The organism is Thiomonas sp. X19, assembly GCF_900089495.1.
GTDB lineage: Bacteria > Pseudomonadota > Gammaproteobacteria > Burkholderiales > Burkholderiaceae_C > Thiomonas_A.
In genome coordinates this window covers 628,013-648,337 of sequence record NZ_LT605203.1, presented here as the reverse complement: position 1 = coordinate 648,337, position 20,325 = coordinate 628,013, and the positions used below count along the sequence as shown (strand labels likewise).

The window sequence follows — 20,325 nt, the reverse complement described above, 5'->3', positions numbered from 1 at the left end:
GCCGGCGCCGCGCGGACCGGCCCTGGCGCTACTGCGGGCGCGGTGCGTGGAGGCGGTCCTGCGTTTCCACCACGCGGCGCAACCACACCAGCATCAGCACTCCGGGCGCCGAAGCGACCACGGTGAACAGGTAGAAATGCGGCCAGCCCCAGGCTTCCACCAGATAGCCGGTGGCCGGACCGACATACACCCGGCCGACCGCCGACAGCGCCGACAGCAACGCGAACTGGGTGGCCGAGAAGCGGGTGTCGCACAGCGCTGACAAGAAGGCGACGAAAGCGGCGGTGCCCATGCCGCCAGTGAAGTTCTCGATGCCCACCGCCGCGCCCATCAACAGCAGGTTGGACGGCAGCACCGCCAGCCCCCAGTACGCCAGATTCGATAAGCCCTGGGCGATGCCGAACCACACCAGCGCACGCCACAAACCCAGCCGCGCCAGCAGCGCACCACCGAGCAGGGCGCCGACGATGGTGGTGGCCAGACCCATGGTCTTGTACACCAGCCCGACTTCAGCCGGGGTGTAGCCGGCACCGCGAATCAGGAAGGTGGTGGACAGCGCCCCGGCAAAGGCGTCCCCCAGCTTGTACAACACGATGGCGACCAGCAGCGCCACCGCGCCTTGGCGCGAAAAAAACTCGCGCGCCGGCTCCACCACCGCTGCGGCCAGGCTGCGCGGCGGGGTGATGTGGCCGGGGGTGGGCGGCGCGAACAGCGTGGCCAGCATGAGCACGGCCATGAGCATCGCCATCAGCGCGTACATGCCGCGCCAGCCCAGGTATTCGGCCGCCAGCCACAGGCCCAGGCCGCCCGACACCAGCATGGCCATGCGGTAGCCCAGCACGGCCACGGCAGCGCCGGCGCCACGCTCCTCGGGCGGCAGCAGATCGGTGCGGTAGGCGTCGATGACGATGTCTTGCGACGCCGAGAAGAAGGCCACGGCCACCGCCAGCAGGCCCACGGGAACCAGGCGCATCTCGCTGGCAGCCACGCCGAGCGCGGCGGCCGCATGTTCGAGGCCCGGCCAGGCCATGGCAGCCCCCGGCGCCGGAATGCCGACCAGCGCCATCGCTCCGAGACTCGCCGCCAACGCCGCCTGCATCAGCAGCAGCCAGCCGCGCCGCCGCCCCAGCCAGCGCGCCAGCAGCGGCGGGTGGATGCGGTCCATGCCCGGCGCCCAGAGAAACTTGAACACATAGGCCTGGCCGATGAGTGTGGCGAAGCCGATGGCTTTCAGGCTCACGCCCTGCACCGTCAACCAGGCCTGCAAGGTGCCGGCGGTCAGCGCCAGCGGCAAGCCGGAGGAGAAACCCAGCAGCAGCAACGCTGCCATGCGACGGTTGCCGAACACCTGGCGCAGCAAGGGCCATGGCGGCGGTTTCTGGGTGACGGCAGGGGCAGGGGCTGACATGCGCGGTGGAAAGGGCAGGCCGTAGCATAGCCTCCGGTCGCGCGCGCGCAGCAGCCGCACGGAGCAGCATGCGCGTGACCGTTCGCAGCCCTCACCGACTCCAGCCATGTCGCCAGCACCTGAGCATCTCTCCACCCCGCCAAGCGCTTTTGCCCAGGACTTCGTGCGCTTCGCCGTCGACAGCGGCGTCATCCGCTTTGGCGCCTTTGTCACCAAGGCCGGGCGCGACACGCCCTACTTTTTCAACGCCGGACTGTTCAACGACGGCGCCAAGCTTGGCCGCCTGGCCGGGTTCTATGCCGACGCACTCCTGGCCAGCGGCGTGGAATTCGACATGCTGTTCGGCCCCGCCTACAAGGGCATCGCCCTGGCGGCCGCCGTGTCCATCGAGCTGGCGCGGCGCGGGCGCAACGCGCCCTTCGCCTACAACCGCAAGGAGGCCAAGGACCACGGCGAAGGCGGCAGCCTGGTGGGCGCGCCGGTCGCCGGGCGGGTGGTGATTGTGGACGACGTGATTTCCGCCGGGACCGCCATCGGCGAATCCGTACGCCTGTTACGGGCTGCTGGAGCCACCCCGGCAGCCGTGCTCATCGCCCTGGACCGGCAGGAAAAAGCCGCGATTGCCGGCCAGACCCTGGAGCAGTCGGCCGTGCAGCATGTGCAGACCATCCATGGTTTGCCGGTGGTGGCCATTGCCAACCTCGACGCCCTGCTCGCCATGCTGGGCACAGCGCAGGACGCGCAACTGACCCAGTGGCTGCCGCAGGTGCGCGACTACCGCGCACGTTATGGCGTGTCGTAGGCCCGGCCAAGGCCGCGGGCGCGTCGCCCCAGAGTGACACGACAAAGGCTGACAAATCAACCACTTGCTCGTGGAAGGCGAGACGCTGTCGGGTCGAGGCGACACCATCGGGGGCCACGGCCTCGGTGGATCTTGTCGAAAAGGGGGCAAAGGTGCGCAGGTCCCTGATTCGGAAGAACCTTTCATCCGTGGCATGGGGCTTGCGTCAAGCAGGCCGAGCAGCACCTTGGCTGCTGGCATTTCCAACGAAGGATCTCGTGATGACGACCAACTCTCGCCTCGGCAAAATCATCCCCGTCACCGGCGCCACGCTGATCGCGCTCGCCCTGAGTGGCGTCAGGGCACAGGCTGCCGACATGGCGCAAGATCCAGCCCCGATGCAAACGCCCTCTGCGATGCAGCCTCAAGCCGGCGCGCAGGGCCACGCAGGCGGCGCCGTGCAAGCGCAAGCGCCCATGGAAGGCGTCGCCAAGTCCATGGATGATGCGCTCATCACCACCAAGGTGAAGGCTGAGTTGCTCAAGGACCAGTCGCTCAAGAGCCTGCAAATCCATGTGGCCACGCGCAAAGGCGTGGTCCATTTGACAGGGAACGTCGCCAATTCCAAGGACGCGTCTCGCGCCGTGCAAGTTGCCCAGGCTGTACCGGGCGTGAGAATGGTGATGTCCGACCTGCACGTCCAGGGCTGAAGCACCAGACCTCTCGTTCCGGGCTCCATCCGCCGCGCTGGCAGGGTTGGGCGGCCCGAACGCGGAGGACGGCGCGGCGCGCAGCAACCCTGCCGACCTAAGCCCGCGAGCCCATTGGGGGCATGCGCCTTAAAAGAATAGGAATCGTTATCATTTGACTCATCTTGTCATCAACGGTAACGATCCATGTCACGTTTTTCCTTGTCGACCGCTGGCGCGCTGTGCGCCGCCGCCCTTCTTGGCCTGAGTTCGGCCCCGGCCCTGGCCGGCCCGCAATGCACCCAGGAGCCACCCGCCAAATGGTTGGATGCGGCCAAGTTCCGCGCCGACCTCGAAGCGCGGGGCTATGCCATCGCCAAGTTCAAGACCACGTCCGGGCATTGCTACGAGATCTACGGCAAGGACAAGACCGGCGCCAAGGTCGAAATCTATTTCGACCCGGTGGACGGCAAGATCGTCAAGCAGGAACGTCATTGACTGCGCCGACAGCACGCGTCGCAGACGATCGCATCCCGCTGGCCCTGCGCCTGTACCACTGGGCTCTGGCCGCATCATTCGTCGGCGCCTGGGCACTTGAATCCGCCTGGCGCGAAGCGCATGAGTGGCTGGGTTACACCCTGGCTGGCCTGCTGCTGTGGCGCTTGCTGTATGGCCTGAGCGGTCCGCAGGCTTTGCGCTTCGCCACATTCATCGTGGGGCCGCGCCGGGTGTGGCGCTATGCGGTGGACTTGCGCCACGGCCGCGCCGCGCTGAGAACCGGCTACAACCCCCTGGCCGGCTGGGCCATTGCCGGGCAAATGCTGTTGCTTGGCGCCGTGGCGTTCAGTGGTCATTTGCTCACCACCGACACATTCTGGGGGGATGAAACGCTGCAGTCGGCCCATGCCCTGTTGGTGGACGGCATGTGGACCATGATCGGCCTGCATCTGGGCGGCGTCACGCTGGCCAGCCTGCGCAGTCGCCGCGTTTTGCCGCTGGCCATGCTCAGCGGGCGCCGCTATCCGCACTGAACGCTCGGCGCGCCGCTGGGGGCGCGTTCTCAAGTGCCGCCGACGTAGGGATTGCTGCGGCGCTCTTCACCGAAGGTGGATTCCGGGCCATGTCCCGGAATGAACACGGTGTCGTCGCCCATGGGCCAGAGCCGCTGGGTGATGCTGTCGAGCAACTGCTGGTGATTGCCACGCGGAAAATCGGTCCGGCCGATGGAACCGGCGAACAGCACGTCGCCCACCCAGCAGCGCTTGGCCTCGGGCTGGTGGAACACCACATGACCGGGGGTGTGGCCCGGGCAATGGCGCACCTCGAAGCGCAGCGTGCCCAGGGTGAGCTGGTCGCCGTCGTGCAGCCAGCGGTCGGGCGTGAACGCCTCGGCCGGGAGAAAGCCGAACATCTTGGACTGTTGCGGCAAGCCGTCGATCAAGAACTGGTCGTCCGGGTGCGGACCGACGATGGGCACGCCTGCACGCTTGGCCGCCGCAGCCGCGGCGCCGGCATGGTCGATGTGCGCATGCGTGAGCCACACGCCGCGCAGCTTCACGCCCTGCGCCGCAACCTCGGCGAACACGCGGTCGAGGTCACCGCCGGGGTCCGTGAGCACGGCTTCGCGCGTGGCGTCATCCCACAGCAAACAGCAGTTCTGCGCGAACGGGGTTACAGGAAGAATGCGGTAGTGCAGCATGGGAATCTGATGGTTGGAAAATTCCAGAATACGGCGATACCTGGCTGAACCACGGAACACGCGGCAAAACCTCGTTGGCCCGTTTCACGAGCCTTCGGCTTGGGGGTCGCAAATCCAAGCAGCGTGCTCTGCGCCGACCCTTGCTGTCCGAGTCGGACCTCAGCTTGCGCGCAGCCCACGAAAAAGCCGGCGGCGGATGGCTCCGGCGCCGGCTTTTTTCATACAGGCTGCAGGCCTCGGGCCACAGCCTGGTCACAAGGTTTTTTCTGGCTTTGCGCAACCCGGGCAGTGCGCAGAGGGATGGTTTTGCCGCTGCACGGCGACGCTGTTGATGACCCTGGCAGGAAGGGCGCGGGCGATGCTGTCGAACAGTTCGGGGCCACCGATCGGGGCCATCTTCAGGCCATTCGGCACCATCACATAGGTGCCTTGCCGGCTGAAGAAGCGAAGCGACACGGTTTCGCCGGCGCCGATGGTCTTGACGCTTTTGAACATGGCTTGCATCTTCGCCAGGTCGGGCTCATAGCCTTTGTAGGCCGCCGCCGACACGCTCTTTTTCACCAGCGCGTCGATGGCTTCGCCGAGTTGGACGCCGCCCATGGGCTTGATGGGGATCAGCCGCAGCTCCTTCATGTTCGCCGTCATGATGGCCGAGTTGGAGGTGGTGTTTTCGGGCACATACAGCGCCGCGGCCAGGCTGTGGCCAGCGAGGTTGACGACGCCGGCGCCGTTGATCCACAGCGGAATGCCGTCAGCGGGCGCCGACTGCTCGACGGACACGCCGCCGACCTTGATCGCGGCGTAGGCGTTGACGGTTGCAAAGCTTGCGGCCAGTGCTGCGGCCAACATCAGTTTTTTCATGGACGACTCCTCGGGTGGCGCCTGCTGACGCAAGCTATATAAGCGCGTGATTATTCACCGACTGCGCGCCAATGACGTGCGTTTTCGCAACAAGCTGTGAGCATCCGCAATCTTGAGGCCCTCTTTCCCCGGCAAATCGCATTCGGCACTCGGGAAAATACCGAGGCCGCCAGGCTGCGCTCGGTCCCTCACTGGCTCACGGCGGCGTCTCCGAGCAGGGCGCTCTTCAGGCGAGTTTCAGCAGGATCTTTGCCAAGCCAGATCTTCAGCAGGGCTTTGAAAAAATCGGGATCGGTATAGGGTGCGCCAGCCGGCACACCGTCGATGTCGATGGTCGTTCCATGGTCTGGAACGAAGCGCAGCGTGACGACTTCGCCGGTCTTGAGGTTGCGTTTTTGCGCGAACAGGCCGCCCAGCCGCGCCATGCTGGGAATCAGCCCGCTGAATTCTTCCGCCGAGACGTTGTTCTGGATGCCTTCGGTGAGCTTCTTGCCCAGTTCCGAGCCGGTGACGTCACGCAGCATCACCAGGCGCATTTCCTTCGGCCCCGGCATGTCGAGCGCCATCTGGGCGTTGCTGGTTTTTTGCGGCAAATAGAGCGCGGCGACATACACCTTGAAGAACAGAAAATAACGCGTCCCCACGCCATTGAGCGGGAGCGTTTTTCCGGCCAATTGTCGGGTTTCGTCCACCGGCACGCCATGAATCTCCAGCGCATGGGCGGCTTGAAGGGTGACGATTTGCAGGGTGACGGCGAACAGTGCAGCAGCAAAAAAGCGCGGAGCGAGGCGGCGGGCGGTCATGGAGTCTCCTGAGTTGTTGGGATAAAAAGCACGCTCGTTCAGTTTCCGACAAATCAGCCGGCCTGGCAATCCGGACATCACCCAAAAGGCACCACGGCCGATACCGCCGCCGGCCATGGGCTGCGGACGCCATCCGTGGACCAAGGCGCCGCAGCGCGAGCCGCCACGCAGTGCGGGTTTGCTACAGTCAAGGTCATCGCGCCAATGGGCCGATCAAACCTCCCGCACCTTCATGTTCATCCACCGCAAGCATGTTTCCGGTTCCGCGGACCGGGGAGCCTGGCCCTGGCGGCCCGGTGCCCGATTTGCTTGCGCCGCTTGAGCGCCACGCGCGCCGCAAGCAGCCCCACCTCGCGGCCGGCCACGGGCTGGCCGCAGCGGATGAACCCGGCGGCCACCCCGGCCGCGCCTGAGAAGACGCCATGACCGAACTCGAATTTCAATCCCTGGCCCGCGAGGGCTTCAACCGCATCGCCCTGGTTTCCGAGGCTTTCGCCGACCTGGAAACGCCGCTGTCGCTCTACTTGAAGCTGGCCCACCCGACACAGGGCGGGCGCAACAGCTTCCTGCTGGAGTCGGTGGTGGGTGGCGAGCGTTTCGGCCGCTATTCCTTCATCGGCCTTTGCGCGCGCACCGAACTGCGGGTGAAGAACGGCATCACCCAGGTGCTGCGCGATGGAGCCGTGATCGAGACCTCCGAGCAGCCGCCGCTGGATTTCATCGAGGCGTATCACGCCCGTTTCAAAGTCGCCCTGCCTGCCGGCATGCCGCGGTTTTGCGGGGGCCTGGCCGGCTACTTCGGCTACGACGCGGCGCGTTACATCGAGCCCAAGCTGATGGCCTCGGCGGCGAAGAACCCCAAGCCCGACCCGCTGGACCTTCCCGACATCCTGCTGCTGCTGAGCGAGGAGCTGGCGGTGATCGACAACCTCTCGGGGCGGCTCTACCTCATCGTCTACGCCGACCCGGCCCAGCCCGAAGCCTATGGCCGCGCCCGCTCGCGGCTGCAAACACTGCGCGAGCACTTGCGCTATTCGGTCGCGGCGCCGCCCATGATGCGCAGCACGGTGACGCCGACCGAGCGCGAGTTCGACAAGGCCGACTACCTGCAGGCGGTGGCGCAGGCGAAGGAGTTGATTGCCGCCGGCGACTTCATGCAGGTGCAAGTGGGCCAGCGCCTGCGCAAGCGCTACGCCGAGTCGCCGCTGTCGCTGTACCGGGCGCTGCGCTCGATCAACCCCTCGCCCTATATGTACTTCTACAACTTCGGCGACTTCCAGGTGGTGGGCTCCTCGCCCGAAATTCTGGTGCGGCAAGAAGCGGTGGCAGGCGGCGAGAAAGTCACCATCCGTCCGCTGGCCGGCACCCGCCCGCGCGGCGCCAGCAGCGAGGACGACGCGCGCCAGGAACGCGAGTTGCTGGCCGACCCGAAGGAGCGCGCCGAGCACCTGATGCTCATCGATCTGGCGCGCAACGATCTCGGCCGCATCGCCCAGACCGGCAGCGTGAAAGTCACCGAGGCCTTCGCCATCGAACGCTACTCGCATGTGATGCACATCGTCAGCAATGTCGAGGGCCTGCTCAAGCCGGGCCTGTCGGCGCTGGACGTGCTGCGCGCCACCTTCCCCGCCGGCACCCTGTCGGGTGCGCCCAAGATTCGCGCGATGGAAGTCATCGACGAACTCGAACCCACCCGCCGCGGCCTGTACGGCGGCGCCGTGGGCTACTGGAGCTTCGCCGGCGACATGGACCTGGCCATCGCCATTCGCACCGGCATCATCAAGAACCACTGGCTCTACGTGCAAGCCGCCGCCGGCGTGGTGGCCGACTCGGTGCCCGAGATGGAATGGCGCGAGACCGAGGCCAAGGCACGCGCCGTGCTGCGCGCTGCCGAGCAAGTGCAGGAAGGGCTCGACGGCTGAGGCTTTCTCGGGAGGCTGCCGCTGCCTCAGCCCGCCAGCTTGGAGCCGACCTGAGAAAGCGTTCGGCCGCCCGAAGCTTTCTCACCTGCTCGGGAGGCGCCCGCCGCGGCGCGCGGCCTGGAGGCCGTCCTCTGCCAGCGCCTGCAAAAACCATGTGCGCGGACTAGCATCGACCTCCTTTGTTGCCGCTGCAGCGCCTCGACGTTCCTGGCCGCGCGGCCCAACCTGGAGACTTGCATGAAACTGTATTTCAGCCCCGGATCCTGTTCCCTCTCGCCCCGCATCGTGCTCAGCGAACTGGGCTTGCCGGCCGACATGGTGAAGGTGAACCTGCAGACCAAGGCCTTGGACGGCGGCGGCGATTTCCGCGCCATCAACCCCAAGGGCTATGTGCCCGTGCTGCAGCTCGACGACGGCAGCATCCTCACCGAAGGCCCGGCCATCGTGCAGTACCTGGCCGACCGCAAGCCCGAAGCCAAGCTCGCCCCGGCCAATGGCACGATGGAGCGTTACCGCCTGCAGGAGTGGCTGAACTTCATCTCCACCGAGTTGCACAAGCAGTTCAGCCCGCTGTTCAACCCGGCCTCCACCGATGCGGTGAAAGAGGCGCAAAAGCAGCGCCTGGGCGAGCGCTTCAACCTCATCAGCCAGACCCTCGCCAAGCAGGACTACCTGCTGCCCTCCGGCTTTTCCGTGGCCGACGCCTACCTTTACACCGTGCTGACCTGGGCCGGCGTCACCGGCCCCGCGCTCACGGGCTGGCCGGCGCTGCAGGCCTTCATGGCCCGCATGCAAACCCGTCCTGGCGTGGCCGCGGCTCTGGCGGCAGACCGTGATGCGAAGAAGGGCTGAGGTGCAAGCCTAGATGACGATCCGCCCCTGCGCAGCCGACGACGTGAGCTTGTTTTGAGCCGACGTCCTCGCGCTCCCAGCACACGGCTGGGCCACCATCGGAGCGCCTTGGAGCGCTGGCGATGAACAGTCAAGTTGCCATTCCGGGTTCGGGCGCCGCCAGAACCGGCGGCCTGTTGGCCGGCAATCTGGCGAGCAGCCTGCTGTGGACCACGCAGCCGCTTGCCATTGGCCTCGCGGCGGCCAGCGTTCCGCCCTTGCTGCAGGCCTCGGTGGCGACCACCTCGGCGCTGTTCCTGGTGTGGCTGTGGACGCGCTGGCGCAATGTGCCGGTGTTCGCGCAGGACGACACCCTGGCGCCCGGCGCCTTGCTCGGCCTGCTGTTCAGCGCCCGGCTGGGCCTGATGTATCTCGCCTTGGTGCGCCTGCCGGTGCCGCAGGCCGTGGCGCTGGTCTTCGCCGCGCTCGTGGCGGCGCAAGCCTGCCTGAGTTTCTGGGGCGCGCTCGGCCGGGGGAACCGGCTGCATTCCCGGTCAGCGCGGTCCGGCGTGAAGCGGCTGGCCGGGCTGGCGCTGGCGGTGGCTGGCTCGCTGCTGGCCGCGCACGCGGCAGCGGCCGATGCCGTCACCGCCGCCCTGCTGGCAGGCGGAGTCTGGGCGATGGAGGCCTGGGTTGCACGCGGCCCGAGGCTGACGCATTGCGGCGGCGAGAAAATCCTGTTCTATCAACTCATCGGCGCGGCGGTGGTGCTCCCCGTGGCTTCGGTGGCGGCGGGCGAGAACTGGCTGATGCAGCCGAGCAGCATCGGCTGGGCCGCACTCGGCGCGCAGGCGCTGCTGGGTGGCCTGGCCTTGCCGCTGCTGTGGTTTGCGCCCGGCGTCGCGCAACGCCCCAGGCCCTTGGCCACGCTGATGCGGCTCGCGCCACTGGCCACCGTGCTGCTGGTCTGGTGTTTCAACGCCTGGATTGCACCGGGTCTGATGCCTCAGCCGAATGCCTCGGCGCTGGCCGCCTGCCTGCTGCTGACCGCGGCTGCCTGGTTCACCACACGCCGGGAATGAAGCGCCGGGTGCGCTGGGCATACGCCGCGTAATCCGGCCAGCGCTGGCGCAGCAGGCGCTCTTCCAGTGCCGCCTTGAAATTGAGCACGATCAGCAGCGCCAACCAAAGGCCGGCCTGAACCAGGCTGTGCGACCCCACCGCCACCCCCGCCATGCCCAGCAGCAGCGCCACGTACATGGGGTGGCGCACCCAGCCGTAAGGGCCGCCGGTGATGAGTTGGCCCCCGGCCTTGGGCTCGGGACGGATGTTGAAATTGCCCGGGCGGTTGTAGGCGAACACCCATAGCCCGAGCGCGATGGCGGCGATGCCCAGGGCGATGACCAGCGCATCCCAGCGCCAGTCGGCGGGCCACAGCACCATGGCGGCAATCAGCACGAACTGCGCCGCGACCCACAGGCGCGACTGCAGACCAATCGGCAGGCCGATGTTCAAGGCGCAGCCTGCGCTTGGAGTCCGTCAGCGGCGGCAACGTCGCGCCGCTTGAACATGCCCCAGCCCTTCATGGTCAGGGCGCAGTCGCCATGCTGGTTGAACAACTCCCAGCGCGACTGCACCAGACCCAGGTGCGGCTTGCTGCGCATCGGTCGCGCCTCCAGCACCGTCATGCGCAGGCTCAGGGTATCGCCGGGACGCACGGGTTTCAGCCAGCGCAACTCGTCGATGCCGGGAGCGCCCTGGCTGGTGGTGCGCAGCAGGTAGGCGTCGCACATCAGGCGCATGGCGATGGCGCAGGTGTGCCAGCCGCTGGCGACGAGGCCGCCGAACAGGGAATGCTTCGCCGCCTCCTCGTCCACATGAAAAGGCTGCGGGTCGAACTGGCGGGCGAAGTCGAGAATGGCTTCGCGGCTCACGGTGGTGCTGCCGCAGTCGGTGACATGGTGGGGGGGGAAGTCTTCCCAATACAAGGTGCCCCCAGGGTCGTCGCGTTGCGCCGCCCTGCCCCCCGCGGGGGTCAAGGAAACTTGGGAGCGGCCCGGCGTTTCCTCGCGCGTGCCCCCAGGGTCGTCGCTCAACGCCACCCCGCTCTCCGTAGAGATCAAGGAAGCTTGGGAGCGGCCTGGTGTTTCCTCGCGCGTGCCCCCAGGGTTGGGCGGAGTGGGTGTGGTGGTCGTGTTCATGCCGCGATGGTAGAACCTGTTGCGCGGCACCATGGCATCCCCCGGACAAACCCCCTTCACCAAGGTGAAGCTCGTCCGCTCACAAATTTTCACATTTGCGCGCGCGGCAGAAACGGCAATCTTGAATCCAGCGCCGCCCGCGGTGCGTATGCCCAGCATCGCGCTCGGAAACAGACCTTCGAACCGGCGCCGCGCACGGTCCACTTCCCTGCCAGGGGAGGGCAACCACTGACAATTAGGAGCGGAAATATGGAAGCAAATCGCTGGAAGAAAACCTTGACTGAGCTGCTGCCGGTTCTGTGGACACCGCTCTAAGCTTTTTGAGCGTCCCCAGGGCCGGGCTGCGCCCAGCCCGCCCCCCGTGGGGCGCAAGAAAACTTGGGGCGGCCCGGCGTTTTCTTGAGAGCGTTCTCGAACACATCGGCACTGGCCTGCTTGCATGCACCGTTCGTTGATCGGCAGGGCCGAGGATGGCTCGTGCATGCAGGCTATCGCCAAAGCAGCGCTGGGCTGGCGTGCCGGATTGGTCCAGAGGCGGCCTGCGAATTCGGCGTGGGCCCAAGCGAGAACGTGTTGCAAACGCCGATGGTTACGCCATCGCGCATCCGCGCGAACATCGCCAGTGTCAAATTTGGGCAACAATGCATGCCTCTTGACGGGACCCCTGGCAGGGCGGCGATTCGCCCATCACAATTCATTGCACTCTTTTACCAATCAGGGTTTGACCTGATATATTGCGCCGCAGCAAAATTGATCTATCGCAACCATCTCGGCATCCTCCCATGTTAGACGCGACAGTCGCCCAGCGCATTCTCAAACCCGGTGAAATCCTGATTCTCGGCCGCACCCACGAGGGCAGCCAGTTTCGGCCGAGCGATTGGGCTGAACGCCTTGCCGGAGTGATGGCGCAATTCCGGCCAGCGGAATCGAAGCACCAGGAAATGCACCTGTGTTATTCGCCCTATTGCATGCCCACCCTGGTGGACGGCGTGCGTTCTGTGGTCCTGAGTCGCGCCTTGGCTGAGATCGAGCCCATGGCCTACCAGTTCGTTCGCAATTTTGCGCGCGACAACAACCTGGAAACGGTCGAAGCCTGCATCGTCGAGTTCGACGCTGCAGGCGCTGCCGACCAGAGCGACGCCGATGACGGCTCGCTCGGCGGACGCCGCGCGGCCTAGACTTCAAGCTTCGTCGCTGGGTTGAAACGGCCCAGGCGGCCAGCGCGCTCGCGCTCGAGAACCACAAAAAATGTCTGCCCCTGGCGGCGTTGCGCCGCCAGGGGCTTTCCCCAACCCACAAGGAGAATCCTGGATGCGCATCGGCGTTGTTGCTGAGAGCTTAGGAGGAGAGAGGCGGGTGGCGGCCACGCCCGAGACCGTGAAGAAGCTGGTGGCCCAGGGCCACACCCTGCTGGTGCAAAGCGGAGCGGGGCTGGGCGCCGGGGCCACCGACGCCGACTACCAGGGCGCCGGCGCCCAGATGGTTGACGCCGCGGCGGCGCTGGGGGCCGAGCTCGTGCTCAAGGTGCGCCGCCCGCAGCCGCACGAGCTGGCGCAGATGCAGCCCGGCGCGGCCGTGGTGGGCATGCTCGAGCCCTTCGACGCCGCAGGCCTGCAAGCCCTGGCTGGCGCGGGCCTGACGGCCTTCGCCCTGGAGGCCGCCCCCCGCACCAGCCGCGCCCAGGGCCTGGACGTGCTCTCCAGCCAGGCCAACATCGCCGGCTACAAAGCCGTGCTCCTGGCGGCCAACCTCTACCCCCGCTTCATGCCCATGCTCATGACCGCCGCCGGCACCGTCAAGGCCGCCCGCCTGGTCGTGCTCGGCGCCGGCGTGGCCGGGCTGCAGGCCATCGCCACCGCCAAGCGCTTAGGCGCGGTGGTGGAAGCCTCCGACGTGCGCCCCGCCGCCAAGGAGCAAGTCGAGTCGCTGGGCGCCAAGTTCATCGACGTGCCCTTCGAGACCGACGAAGAACGCCAGATCGCCCAGGGCGTGGGCGGCTACGCCCGTCCCATGCCCAAGGCCTGGCTGGAGCGCCAGGCCGCCCTGGTGGCCGAGCGCGTCAAGCAAGCCAACATCGTCATCACCACCGCCCTCATCCCCGGGCGGCGCGCCCCGGTGCTGGTGAGCGAAGCCATGGTCCAGGGCATGCGCCCCGGATCGGTCCTTGTCGACATGGCCGCCGCCCAAGGCGGCAACTGCCCGCTCACCGAAGCCGACCAGACCGTGGTCAGGCACGGCGTGACGATCGTGGGCGACACCAACCTGCCCGCCCAAGTCGCCGCCGACGCCTCCCAGCTCTACGCCCGCAACGTGCTCGACTTCCTCAAGCTCGTGCTCGACAAGGACCGCGGGCTGGTGGTCAACCTGGACGACGACATCGTCGCCGCCTGCCTCATGACCCAGGGCGGCGAGGTCAGGCGCAAGAGCGCCTGACGGATAGGCGCCCGCAACGCCCCGCCCCCCTCCGCCAAGGACACCCCCCACCATGCATGACATCGCCCCCTTCGTCATCAACCTCACCATCTTCGTGCTGGCCATCTATGTCGGCTACCACGTCGTGTGGACCGTCACGCCGGCGCTGCACACCCCGCTGATGTCGGTGACCAACGCCATCTCCGCCATCATCATCGTCGGCGCCATGCTGGCCGCCGCCCTCACCGTCACCCCCTTGGGCAAGGTCATGGGCGTGCTGGCCGTGGCCATGGCCTCGGTCAACGTGTTCGGCGGCTTTCTCGTCACCCGGCGCATGCTGGAGATGTTCAAGAAGAAAGAGCGCGCCCCCGCCCCCAAGGCGCGCCTTGAGCCATGACGCCAGCCCCCATGATGCCCGCCACAACCCAGAACCCATCCAAGGATTGGTCATGACCCTCAGCATGAACCTGGTCACCCTGCTGTACCTCATCGCCTCGGTGTTCTTCATCCAGGCCCTCAAGGGCCTGTCGCACCCGGCCTCGAGCCGCCGCGGCAACGTCTTCGGCATGACCGGCATGGCCATCGCCGTGCTCACCACCGTGGCCCTCATCCTCAAGCTCGGCGGTGACGCCGGGGCCGCCGGCCTGGGCGATGTGCTCGCCGCCATCGTCGTGGGCGGGGCCATCGGCGCCACCATGGCGCGGCGCGTGGAGATGACGAAGATGCCCGAACTGGTGGCCTTCATGCACAGCATGATCGGCTTGTCGGCGGTGTGCATCGCCGTGGCCGAAGTGGCCGAGCCGCACGCCTTCGGCATCGTCGCCGCCATGGGCGACCCGCTGCCCTACGGCAACCGCGTGGAGCTGTTCATCGGCGCGATCGTGGGCGCCATCACCTTCAGCGGCTCCGTCATCGCCTTCGGCAAGCTCTCGGGCCAGTACAAGTTCCGCCTGTTCCAGGGCGCGCCGGTGCGCTTTGCCGCGCAGCACTGGATCAACCTGGGCATCGCCCTGGCCACCATCGGCTTCGGCCTGGGGTTCTGGGCCACGGCGGCCTGGACGCCCTTCCTCGTCATGCTGGCGCTGGCCTTCGTCCTCGGGGTGCTCATCATCATCCCCATTGGCGGCGCCGACATGCCGGTGGTGGTGTCCATGCTCAACAGCTACTCCGGCTGGGCGGCCGCGGGCATCGGCTTCTCGCTGGAGAACCCCATGCTCATCATCGCCGGCTCGCTGGTGGGGTCGTCCGGGGCGATTCTCTCCTACATCATGTGCAAGGCGATGAACCGCTCGTTCTTCAACGTGATCCTGGGCGGCTTCGGCGGCGAGGCCCAGGCGCCGTCCGCGGGCGGGGCGCAGCGCACGGCCAAGTCGGGCAGCCCGGACGATGCGGCCTTCCTGCTGGGCAATGCCGAGAGCGTGATCATCGTGCCCGGCTATGGCCTGGCGGTGGCGCGGGCGCAGCATGCCTTGAAGGAACTGGCGGCCAAGCTCACGGCCAAGGGGGTGAGCGTGAAGTACGCCATCCACCCGGTGGCCGGGCGCATGCCGGGGCATATGAATGTGCTGCTGGCCGAGGCCGAGGTGCCCTACGACCAGGTGTTCGAGATGGAGGACATCAACCCCGAGTTCGCCCAGGCCGATGTGGCCGTGGTGCTGGGGGCCAACGATGTGGTGAACCCGGCGGCGAAGACGGATCCGCACTCCCCCATCGCCGGCATGCCCATCCTGGAGGCCTACAAGGCCAAGACGGTGATCGTGAACAAGCGCTCCATGGCCACCGGCTATGCCGGCCTGGATAATGACCTGTTCTACCTCGATAAAACCATGATGGTCTTCGGCGACGCCAAAAAGATCATCGAGGACATTACTCGGGCAATTGAATAGGCTGAAGCCAAAGCTTCGAAGCCATCAGCCGGCGTGTGCCACACCAGCCAGTTGCTCCATGCGCTCGGTGTCGGCGGCCAGCGCGGCAGCGTCGCCGTCATAAAGCATCTCGCCTTCGCCCAGGACATAGGCGCGGTCGGCCAGTTGCAGCGCAAGGAAGGCGTTCTGCTCGACCAGCAGCACCGAGATGCCCTCGCTTTTCATGCGCGCCACGGTGCGCATGACTTCCTGCACGATGATGGGCGCCAGGCCTTGTGAAGGCTCGTCGAGAATCAGCAGCTTGGGGTTGAGCAGCAGGGCGCGGGCGATGGCCAGCATTTCCTGCTCGCCACCGGACAGCCGTCCGCCCTTGCTGGTACGGCGCTCGTGCAGGCGCGGGAACAGTTTGTAGACCGTGTCGAGGGTCCACTGCCCTTTGGTTTCACGCGCCACCAGCAGATTCTCGTGCACCGTGAGGTGGCCGAAAATTTTGCGTCCCTCGGGCACGTAACCCGCGCCCATGGTGGCAATGCGCGACGGCGAAGCGCCGGTCACGTCCTGGCCGAACAGCCGGACATGGCCCTGGCGCGGCGGCGTCAACCCCATGATGGAGCGCAGCGTGGTGGACTTGCCGGCGCCGTTGCGCCCGAGCAGGGCGACGAGCTCGCCCTCGCCCACATGCAGCGACACGCCTTTGAGGATGTGGCTCTTGCCGTAATAGGTGTGGATCGCGTCCACCTCCAGCACCTTGTTCATGTGCGGCCCCTCCCTGCGACGCCTGTGACATCTTCCGAATTGAAGCTGTTGTCTGCCCTCATGCCGCCTGCCCCAGGTAGGCGGCCTGCACCGCCGGGTTGTTGGCGATCTCGTGGGCATTGCCCTCGGCCAGCATGGTGCCGTTGTCGAGCACGGTGATGCGGTCGGCGATGCCGAAGACGATTTCCATATCGTGCTCGACGAACAGGGTGGTGATGCCCTGTTCCTTGTTCAGGCGCCGGATCAGGGCGGTCATGTTCTGCGTCTCCTCGTCGCCCATGCCGGCGGTGGGCTCATCCAGCAGCAGCAGCTTGGGGCTGCGCGACAAGGCGATGCCGATCTCCACCACGCGCTGGTCGCCATGCGAGAGTTCGCCGGCGATGCGGTCGGCCTTGGAGGCGATGCCGACGGTATGCATCAGTTCCTGCACGCGCTCGTCGATGCGGGTGCGCAGGGCGCGCGTCATCCACGGCCGGTGGCTCACGCCCATGGCGACTTCGGCGGCAATGCGCAGGTTCTCCAGCACCGAGAGCGAGAGGAAGATCTCGGTGATCTGGAAGGTGCGGATGATGCCCTGCTGCACCAGCGACGCCGGATTGACCTTGGTGATGGGCTTGCCGTCGAACAGGATGCTGCCGCCGCTGGGCGGGAAAAAGCCGCTGATGAGATTGAACAACGTGGTCTTGCCGGCGCCGTTGGGACCGATGACCGCGCGCAGTTCGCCCTGACCGACCGTGAGCGAAATATCGCTCAGCGCCTGCAGCGCACCGAAGCGGCGCGAGACGGATTGCAACTCCAATAAGCTCATTTCTCCACCTTCTTGCGCTGCAGGAAACCCATGATGCCGAGCGGGAAGAACAGCACCGAAAGAATGAAGATGAGGCCGATGACCGACATCCAGTTGTTCGTCACGTTGCTGGCGTAGTCGCGCACCAGCACGAAAATGGCGGCGCCGACGAAGGGCCCCCAGAAGTTGCGCATGCCGCCGAGCACGGCAATCACCACCAGATCGCCCGACAAGGTGTAGTTCAGGCTGTTGGGCGAGGTGAAGTTGTCGAGCAGGGCGTTGAGCCCACCGGCCAGGGCGACGATGAAACCCGAGATGGCGAAAGACAGCGCGGCATAGCGCTGCACCCGCACACCGAGGAAGGTCAGGCGCTTCTGGTTCTCGCGAATGGCGACAAAGATATGGCCGAGCGGCGAGTTCAGCACGATCCACAGCACCGCCGCACCCACGCCGAAACACAGCAGCACGAGGTAGTAGAAGCCGGTCGAGCCCAGTGTCCAACTCACCCCGGGCAGGATGGGAATGGCGTGGCGCGAAAAACCGGTGAGCCCGTCGTACCCGCCCGTCACCGTTTGCCAGCGGATGGCGATGAAGTAGAACAACTGGCCGATGGCAATCGTGATCATGGCGAAATAAATGCCCTTGCGCCGCACCGCAATGGGGGCCAGCACCGTCGCCACCAAGCCGCCGAGCAAGGTCCCGCACAGCAGCGCCAGCGGCACGTTGTGCGTGGCGTACTTGAGCATCAAGCCCACGCCATAGGCACCCAGACCAAAGTAGGCGGCATGGCCGAACGACAAGCCGCCGGTGAAGCCGAGCAGCAGGTTCAGGCCCATTGCCGCCAGGGCGTAGATGAGCACCCGCGAGGCGATGTCGTTGTAGCCGCCGACATAAGGCAGCCATGCTGGCGCGCTCAGCAGCAACACGGCGAGCAGCAAGGTGCCAAGGTGGACATTGCGGCGAACGGCTGGGCCCGATGGCGCGGCTGGCGCGGCTGGCGCCGCCAGTGTGGAAGTCATGTCGTCCTTCATTCCAGCAACCCCTCTTGGCCCATCAAGCCGCGCGGCCGCACCACGAGCATCAGGCCCATGATGAGGTAGATCACCGCCTCGCTGGCGGACGGGAAATAGGCCGTCGTCACGCCGGAGGCAACGCCGATCAGCAAGCCGCCCATCAGCGAGCCGAGCAGCGAGCCGACGCCGCCGACGACGATGGCGACGAAGGCCGGCATCAGCAGGCTGTCACCCATGGTCGGATCCAGCCCGAGTTGGCCGGCAGCGAGAATGCCGGCAACCCCGGCGAAGATGATGCCGATGACAAAGTTGGCGGTGCGCAACAAGTAGATGTTCACACCCAGCGCCGACACCGTTTCCAGATCGGCGTTCCCGGCCCGGATGCGTATGCCCAGGCGGGTGAAGCGCAGCACGGCAAACAGCGCCGCCGTTCCCACCAGCGCCACGCCGACGACGAAAAGGCGGTAGCCGGTCAGGAAAAAGTAGGTCTGGCTGAGCGGGTGGCCGAGCGATTCGGGAATGAGCAGCGGCACGCCAGTGGCGCCCCAGATGGTACGGATCATGTCCTGCATGATCATCGCCAGGCCGAAGGTCAGCAGCAGGGAGTACAACGGATCGCGCTTGTACAGGCGGCGGATCAGGAAGACTTCCACCACCAGACCCAGCACTCCGGCAAGCAAGGGCGCAAGCAGCAACGCGCCCCAGAATCCAAGATAGGGCGCCAGGGTGTAAGCAAAATACGCCGCCAGCGCCATGAAGGCGCCCTGGGCGAAGTTGATGGTGTTGTTCAGCCCCAGGATGAGGGCCAAGCCGAGTGCCAGGAGTGCGTAGAACGCACCCGTGATCAACCCGTTGAACAGGTTGAAGATGAGGACGATATTCAAAGAGAGGCCTCCGATCCGTCAGATGCATAAAAGCCACTGCGCCGGGAGGCGCAGTGGCGGCGGGTGGGGGCGAACTCAGGCGCGCGGCAGCACGCAACCGGTCTCGGAAGGCGGCAAGGCGATTTTCTCGCCCGGGACGATTCCCGTGACATTGAACAAGTTGGGGTACTTGCCGGTCTGGATCACGTGGCCTGGGAACATCCCCAGCATGAGCTGGTGATCCTGCGGCCGGTAGAACACGTTACCCGGTTGCAACGCAATTTCGGGCGGCAGCACCAAGCCCTCCATGGCTTTCACCACCTTGGCCGTTTCAGTCGACTTGGCCTTTTCCGCTGCCAGTTTCAGGGCGTAGGTCGAGGCATAGCCGAACCAGACGCGGGCAGAGGGATATTCGCCATTGTTCGCCGCGGAGAAGCGCTTGACGAAGTCGGCCACATGCGGCGTCTTGGGCTGATTCCAGTACCACTCCATGGTCCACCAGCCGTAGCGCGCGGCTTCCGGCAGGGCTTGCGCCTGTTCCAGCTCGAACAGGGCACCCGCCACGGCGATGTCCTTGTTGATGCCGAACTGCGCGATCTGCTTCATGCAGTTGACCTGGTCGTTCCCGGCCAGCAGCAGACACAGGACCTGCGGCGCCTTGGCCTTCACGTCGATCAGGAAAGAGGAGAAGTCCGTGGTTCCCACCGGCGCCAGCGCCGCACCCACCACGGTGCCCCCCACTTTCTTCAGTTGGGTGGTGTAGTCGGCCTGCTCGGACTGGCCGAAGGCGTAATCGGTGGTGAGGAAGTACCACTTCTTGCCGAACTTCGAGGAGATGGCCTCGAAGTCTCCGGCGGTCAGCATCCAGGTCGTCGAGCAGGTGCGGAACGTGGTGCTCTTGCACTCCTTGCCGGTCAGGCTGTCGACGTGGCCGCCGGTACACAGGAACAGCTTGTTGTGCTGCGCCGCGAACTGCGACACCGCCAGCGACGATGCCGAATTCACCGTGCCCATGAGGAAGTCGACCTTGTCCTGGCTCACCAGCCGCGACACCTTGTCGACGCTGGTGCCGGGGTTGCCGGCGCCGTCTTCGACCAGGAGCTGCAGCGGCCGCCCGAGAATGCCGCCGGATTTGTTGATCTCGGCTTCGGCGAATTTGGCGCCCTTGATCTCGCTATGCCCCAGCGCGGCGAAGGTGCTGGTGATGGGATCGACCATACCGATCTTGATCGGCACTTCGCTCGCGGCCCAACTGGGTTGCGGTCTGGCGAGCAATGCGGCCAACCCAGCCGCTCCGGTGATTTTCAAAAAATCACGGCGGGCGAAATCACCGCCGCTCTTGTCCTCTTCATGCATTGCTGTCTCCTTGTCGCGATCAACATTGTTTGATGCCATTCGGCCCGTCGATGCTAGGTCCGTTCAATACAAATCGGA

Annotated in this window: 22 protein-coding genes; 11 read left to right on the top strand and 11 right to left on the bottom strand. The window is 66.1% G+C overall.

Translation table 11 applies throughout. The features are described 5' to 3' along the window. Positions 1 to 28 precede the first annotated feature (28 nt). On the bottom strand, positions 29 to 1,408 hold the full coding sequence (locus THIX_RS03085; protein ID WP_112484841.1) for an MFS transporter: 1,380 nt from the start codon (positions 1,406 to 1,408) through the stop codon (positions 29 to 31). Between the two features lie 106 nt (positions 1,409 to 1,514). On the opposite strand from THIX_RS03085, the gene pyrE reads away from it, so the two are divergent. The 4 genes from pyrE (at position 1,515) to THIX_RS03065 (ending at position 3,909) form a co-directional block, all read left to right on the top strand. Then, entirely contained in the window at positions 1,515 to 2,210 is a 696-nt protein-coding gene (gene pyrE, locus THIX_RS03080; protein WP_112484839.1) for an orotate phosphoribosyltransferase, read from the top strand. 260 nt (positions 2,211 to 2,470) lie between these two features. Beyond that, entirely contained in the window at positions 2,471 to 2,899 is a 429-nt protein-coding gene (locus THIX_RS23930) for a BON domain-containing protein (RefSeq protein ID WP_233224366.1), read from the top strand. 186 nt (positions 2,900 to 3,085) lie between these two features. Next, complete coding sequence (locus THIX_RS03070; protein ID WP_112484837.1) at positions 3,086 to 3,376, top strand: PepSY domain-containing protein; 291 nt, start codon at positions 3,086 to 3,088, stop codon at positions 3,374 to 3,376. Then, positions 3,373 to 3,909 (top strand): cytochrome b/b6 domain-containing protein, encoded by a 537-nt coding sequence (locus THIX_RS03065; protein ID WP_112484835.1) that lies wholly within the window; start codon positions 3,373 to 3,375, stop codon positions 3,907 to 3,909. Before THIX_RS03070 ends, THIX_RS03065 begins: the two co-directional genes overlap by 4 nt. 29 nt (positions 3,910 to 3,938) lie before the next feature. On the opposite strand, the gene THIX_RS03060 is transcribed toward THIX_RS03065, so the two are convergent. From THIX_RS03060 to THIX_RS03050, 3 genes are all read right to left on the bottom strand, one after another. Further along, complete coding sequence (locus tag THIX_RS03060) at positions 3,939 to 4,577, bottom strand: MBL fold metallo-hydrolase (RefSeq protein ID WP_112484834.1); 639 nt, start codon at positions 4,575 to 4,577, stop codon at positions 3,939 to 3,941. A 252-nt stretch (positions 4,578 to 4,829) separates the two neighbouring features. Further along, on the bottom strand, positions 4,830 to 5,438 hold the full coding sequence (locus THIX_RS03055; protein ID WP_112484832.1) for a chalcone isomerase family protein: 609 nt from the start codon (positions 5,436 to 5,438) through the stop codon (positions 4,830 to 4,832). 188 nt (positions 5,439 to 5,626) lie between these two features. Then, positions 5,627 to 6,241, bottom strand: a complete 615-nt coding sequence (locus THIX_RS03050) for a chalcone isomerase family protein (protein WP_158540787.1) — start codon at positions 6,239 to 6,241, stop codon at positions 5,627 to 5,629. A gap of 422 nt (positions 6,242 to 6,663) precedes the next feature. Between THIX_RS03050 and trpE the strand changes: the two genes are divergently transcribed. The 3 genes from trpE (at position 6,664) to THIX_RS03035 (ending at position 10,076) form a co-directional block, all read left to right on the top strand. Next, positions 6,664 to 8,163 (top strand): anthranilate synthase component I, encoded by a 1,500-nt coding sequence (gene trpE / locus THIX_RS03045; RefSeq protein ID WP_112484828.1) that lies wholly within the window; start codon positions 6,664 to 6,666, stop codon positions 8,161 to 8,163. 237 nt (positions 8,164 to 8,400) lie between these two features. Further along, on the top strand, positions 8,401 to 9,015 hold the full coding sequence (gene gstA / locus THIX_RS03040) for a glutathione transferase GstA (protein ID WP_112484826.1): 615 nt from the start codon (positions 8,401 to 8,403) through the stop codon (positions 9,013 to 9,015). A gap of 122 nt (positions 9,016 to 9,137) precedes the next feature. Further along, positions 9,138 to 10,076 carry a hypothetical protein gene (locus THIX_RS03035; protein WP_112484825.1) on the top strand — a complete coding sequence of 313 codons (939 nt, stop codon included), beginning with the start codon at positions 9,138 to 9,140 and terminating at the stop codon, positions 10,074 to 10,076. On the opposite strand, the gene THIX_RS03030 is transcribed toward THIX_RS03035, so the two are convergent. After that, the gene (locus THIX_RS03030) at positions 10,057 to 10,509 is read right to left on the bottom strand and encodes an isoprenylcysteine carboxylmethyltransferase family protein (protein WP_233224365.1); all 453 of its coding nucleotides are present in this window, start codon (positions 10,507 to 10,509) and stop codon (positions 10,057 to 10,059) included. The genes THIX_RS03035 and THIX_RS03030 overlap by 20 nt on opposite strands. Then, positions 10,506 to 10,982 (bottom strand): MaoC family dehydratase, encoded by a 477-nt coding sequence (locus THIX_RS03025; RefSeq protein WP_233224704.1) that lies wholly within the window; start codon positions 10,980 to 10,982, stop codon positions 10,506 to 10,508. Before THIX_RS03025 ends, THIX_RS03030 begins: the two co-directional genes overlap by 4 nt. A gap of 995 nt (positions 10,983 to 11,977) precedes the next feature. On the opposite strand from THIX_RS03025, the gene THIX_RS03020 reads away from it, so the two are divergent. From THIX_RS03020 to THIX_RS03005, 4 genes are all read left to right on the top strand, one after another. After that, positions 11,978 to 12,373, top strand: a complete 396-nt coding sequence (locus THIX_RS03020) for a DUF3579 domain-containing protein (RefSeq protein WP_112484822.1) — start codon at positions 11,978 to 11,980, stop codon at positions 12,371 to 12,373. A 133-nt stretch (positions 12,374 to 12,506) separates the two neighbouring features. Continuing rightward, positions 12,507 to 13,628, top strand: a complete 1,122-nt coding sequence (locus THIX_RS03015) for a Re/Si-specific NAD(P)(+) transhydrogenase subunit alpha (protein ID WP_112484820.1) — start codon at positions 12,507 to 12,509, stop codon at positions 13,626 to 13,628. 52 nt (positions 13,629 to 13,680) lie between these two features. Further along, the gene (locus THIX_RS03010; RefSeq protein WP_112484819.1) at positions 13,681 to 14,004 is read left to right on the top strand and encodes an NAD(P) transhydrogenase subunit alpha; all 324 of its coding nucleotides are present in this window, start codon (positions 13,681 to 13,683) and stop codon (positions 14,002 to 14,004) included. A gap of 52 nt (positions 14,005 to 14,056) precedes the next feature. Then, positions 14,057 to 15,493: an NAD(P)(+) transhydrogenase (Re/Si-specific) subunit beta gene (locus THIX_RS03005; protein WP_112488103.1), complete on the top strand. Its 1,437-nt coding sequence runs from the start codon at positions 14,057 to 14,059 to the stop codon at positions 15,491 to 15,493. Positions 15,494 to 15,517: 24 nt separating this feature from the next. Here THIX_RS03005 and THIX_RS03000 read toward each other — a convergent pair whose 3' ends face one another. The 5 genes from THIX_RS03000 to THIX_RS02980 all read right to left on the bottom strand — a co-directional run bounded on the left by THIX_RS03000 (position 15,518) and on the right by THIX_RS02980 (position 20,247). Continuing rightward, positions 15,518 to 16,228: an ABC transporter ATP-binding protein gene (locus THIX_RS03000; RefSeq protein ID WP_112484817.1), complete on the bottom strand. Its 711-nt coding sequence runs from the start codon at positions 16,226 to 16,228 to the stop codon at positions 15,518 to 15,520. 58 nt (positions 16,229 to 16,286) lie between these two features. After that, positions 16,287 to 17,036 carry an ABC transporter ATP-binding protein gene (locus THIX_RS02995; RefSeq protein ID WP_112484815.1) on the bottom strand — a complete coding sequence of 250 codons (750 nt, stop codon included), beginning with the start codon at positions 17,034 to 17,036 and terminating at the stop codon, positions 16,287 to 16,289. After that, entirely contained in the window at positions 17,033 to 18,034 is a 1,002-nt protein-coding gene (locus THIX_RS02990) for a branched-chain amino acid ABC transporter permease (RefSeq protein WP_112488102.1), read from the bottom strand. The genes THIX_RS02995 and THIX_RS02990 overlap by 4 nt, the downstream gene beginning before the upstream one ends. A gap of 8 nt (positions 18,035 to 18,042) precedes the next feature. Beyond that, positions 18,043 to 18,912 (bottom strand): branched-chain amino acid ABC transporter permease, encoded by an 870-nt coding sequence (locus THIX_RS02985; protein ID WP_112484813.1) that lies wholly within the window; start codon positions 18,910 to 18,912, stop codon positions 18,043 to 18,045. 75 nt (positions 18,913 to 18,987) lie between these two features. After that, positions 18,988 to 20,247 (bottom strand): ABC transporter substrate-binding protein, encoded by a 1,260-nt coding sequence (locus THIX_RS02980; RefSeq protein ID WP_112488101.1) that lies wholly within the window; start codon positions 20,245 to 20,247, stop codon positions 18,988 to 18,990. Between the last annotated feature and the right edge of the window lie 78 nt (positions 20,248 to 20,325).

Bases quoted from the DNA above. Each gene is read 5' to 3' on its own strand.
- THIX_RS03085 (WP_112484841.1), bottom strand. From the start codon at position 1,408: ATGTCAGCCCCTGCCCCTGCCGTCACCCAGAAACCGCCGCCATGGCCC.
- pyrE (WP_112484839.1), top strand. From the start codon at position 1,515: ATGTCGCCAGCACCTGAGCATCTCTCCACCCCGCCAAGCGCTTTTGCC.
- THIX_RS23930 (WP_233224366.1), top strand. From the start codon at position 2,471: ATGACGACCAACTCTCGCCTCGGCAAAATCATCCCCGTCACCGGCGCC.
- THIX_RS03070 (WP_112484837.1), top strand. From the start codon at position 3,086: ATGTCACGTTTTTCCTTGTCGACCGCTGGCGCGCTGTGCGCCGCCGCC.
- THIX_RS03060 (WP_112484834.1), bottom strand. From the start codon at position 4,577: ATGCTGCACTACCGCATTCTTCCTGTAACCCCGTTCGCGCAGAACTGC.
- THIX_RS03055 (WP_112484832.1), bottom strand. From the start codon at position 5,438: ATGAAAAAACTGATGTTGGCCGCAGCACTGGCCGCAAGCTTTGCAACC.
- THIX_RS03050 (WP_158540787.1), bottom strand. From the start codon at position 6,241: ATGACCGCCCGCCGCCTCGCTCCGCGCTTTTTTGCTGCTGCACTGTTC.
- trpE (WP_112484828.1), top strand. From the start codon at position 6,664: ATGACCGAACTCGAATTTCAATCCCTGGCCCGCGAGGGCTTCAACCGC.
- gstA (WP_112484826.1), top strand. From the start codon at position 8,401: ATGAAACTGTATTTCAGCCCCGGATCCTGTTCCCTCTCGCCCCGCATC.
- THIX_RS03035 (WP_112484825.1), top strand. From the start codon at position 9,138: ATGAACAGTCAAGTTGCCATTCCGGGTTCGGGCGCCGCCAGAACCGGC.
- THIX_RS03020 (WP_112484822.1), top strand. From the start codon at position 11,978: ATGTTAGACGCGACAGTCGCCCAGCGCATTCTCAAACCCGGTGAAATC.
- THIX_RS03015 (WP_112484820.1), top strand. From the start codon at position 12,507: ATGCGCATCGGCGTTGTTGCTGAGAGCTTAGGAGGAGAGAGGCGGGTG.
- THIX_RS03010 (WP_112484819.1), top strand. From the start codon at position 13,681: ATGCATGACATCGCCCCCTTCGTCATCAACCTCACCATCTTCGTGCTG.
- THIX_RS03005 (WP_112488103.1), top strand. From the start codon at position 14,057: ATGACCCTCAGCATGAACCTGGTCACCCTGCTGTACCTCATCGCCTCG.
- THIX_RS03000 (WP_112484817.1), bottom strand. From the start codon at position 16,228: ATGAACAAGGTGCTGGAGGTGGACGCGATCCACACCTATTACGGCAAG.
- THIX_RS02995 (WP_112484815.1), bottom strand. From the start codon at position 17,036: ATGAGCTTATTGGAGTTGCAATCCGTCTCGCGCCGCTTCGGTGCGCTG.
- THIX_RS02990 (WP_112488102.1), bottom strand. From the start codon at position 18,034: ATGACTTCCACACTGGCGGCGCCAGCCGCGCCAGCCGCGCCATCGGGC.
- THIX_RS02980 (WP_112488101.1), bottom strand. From the start codon at position 20,247: ATGCATGAAGAGGACAAGAGCGGCGGTGATTTCGCCCGCCGTGATTTT.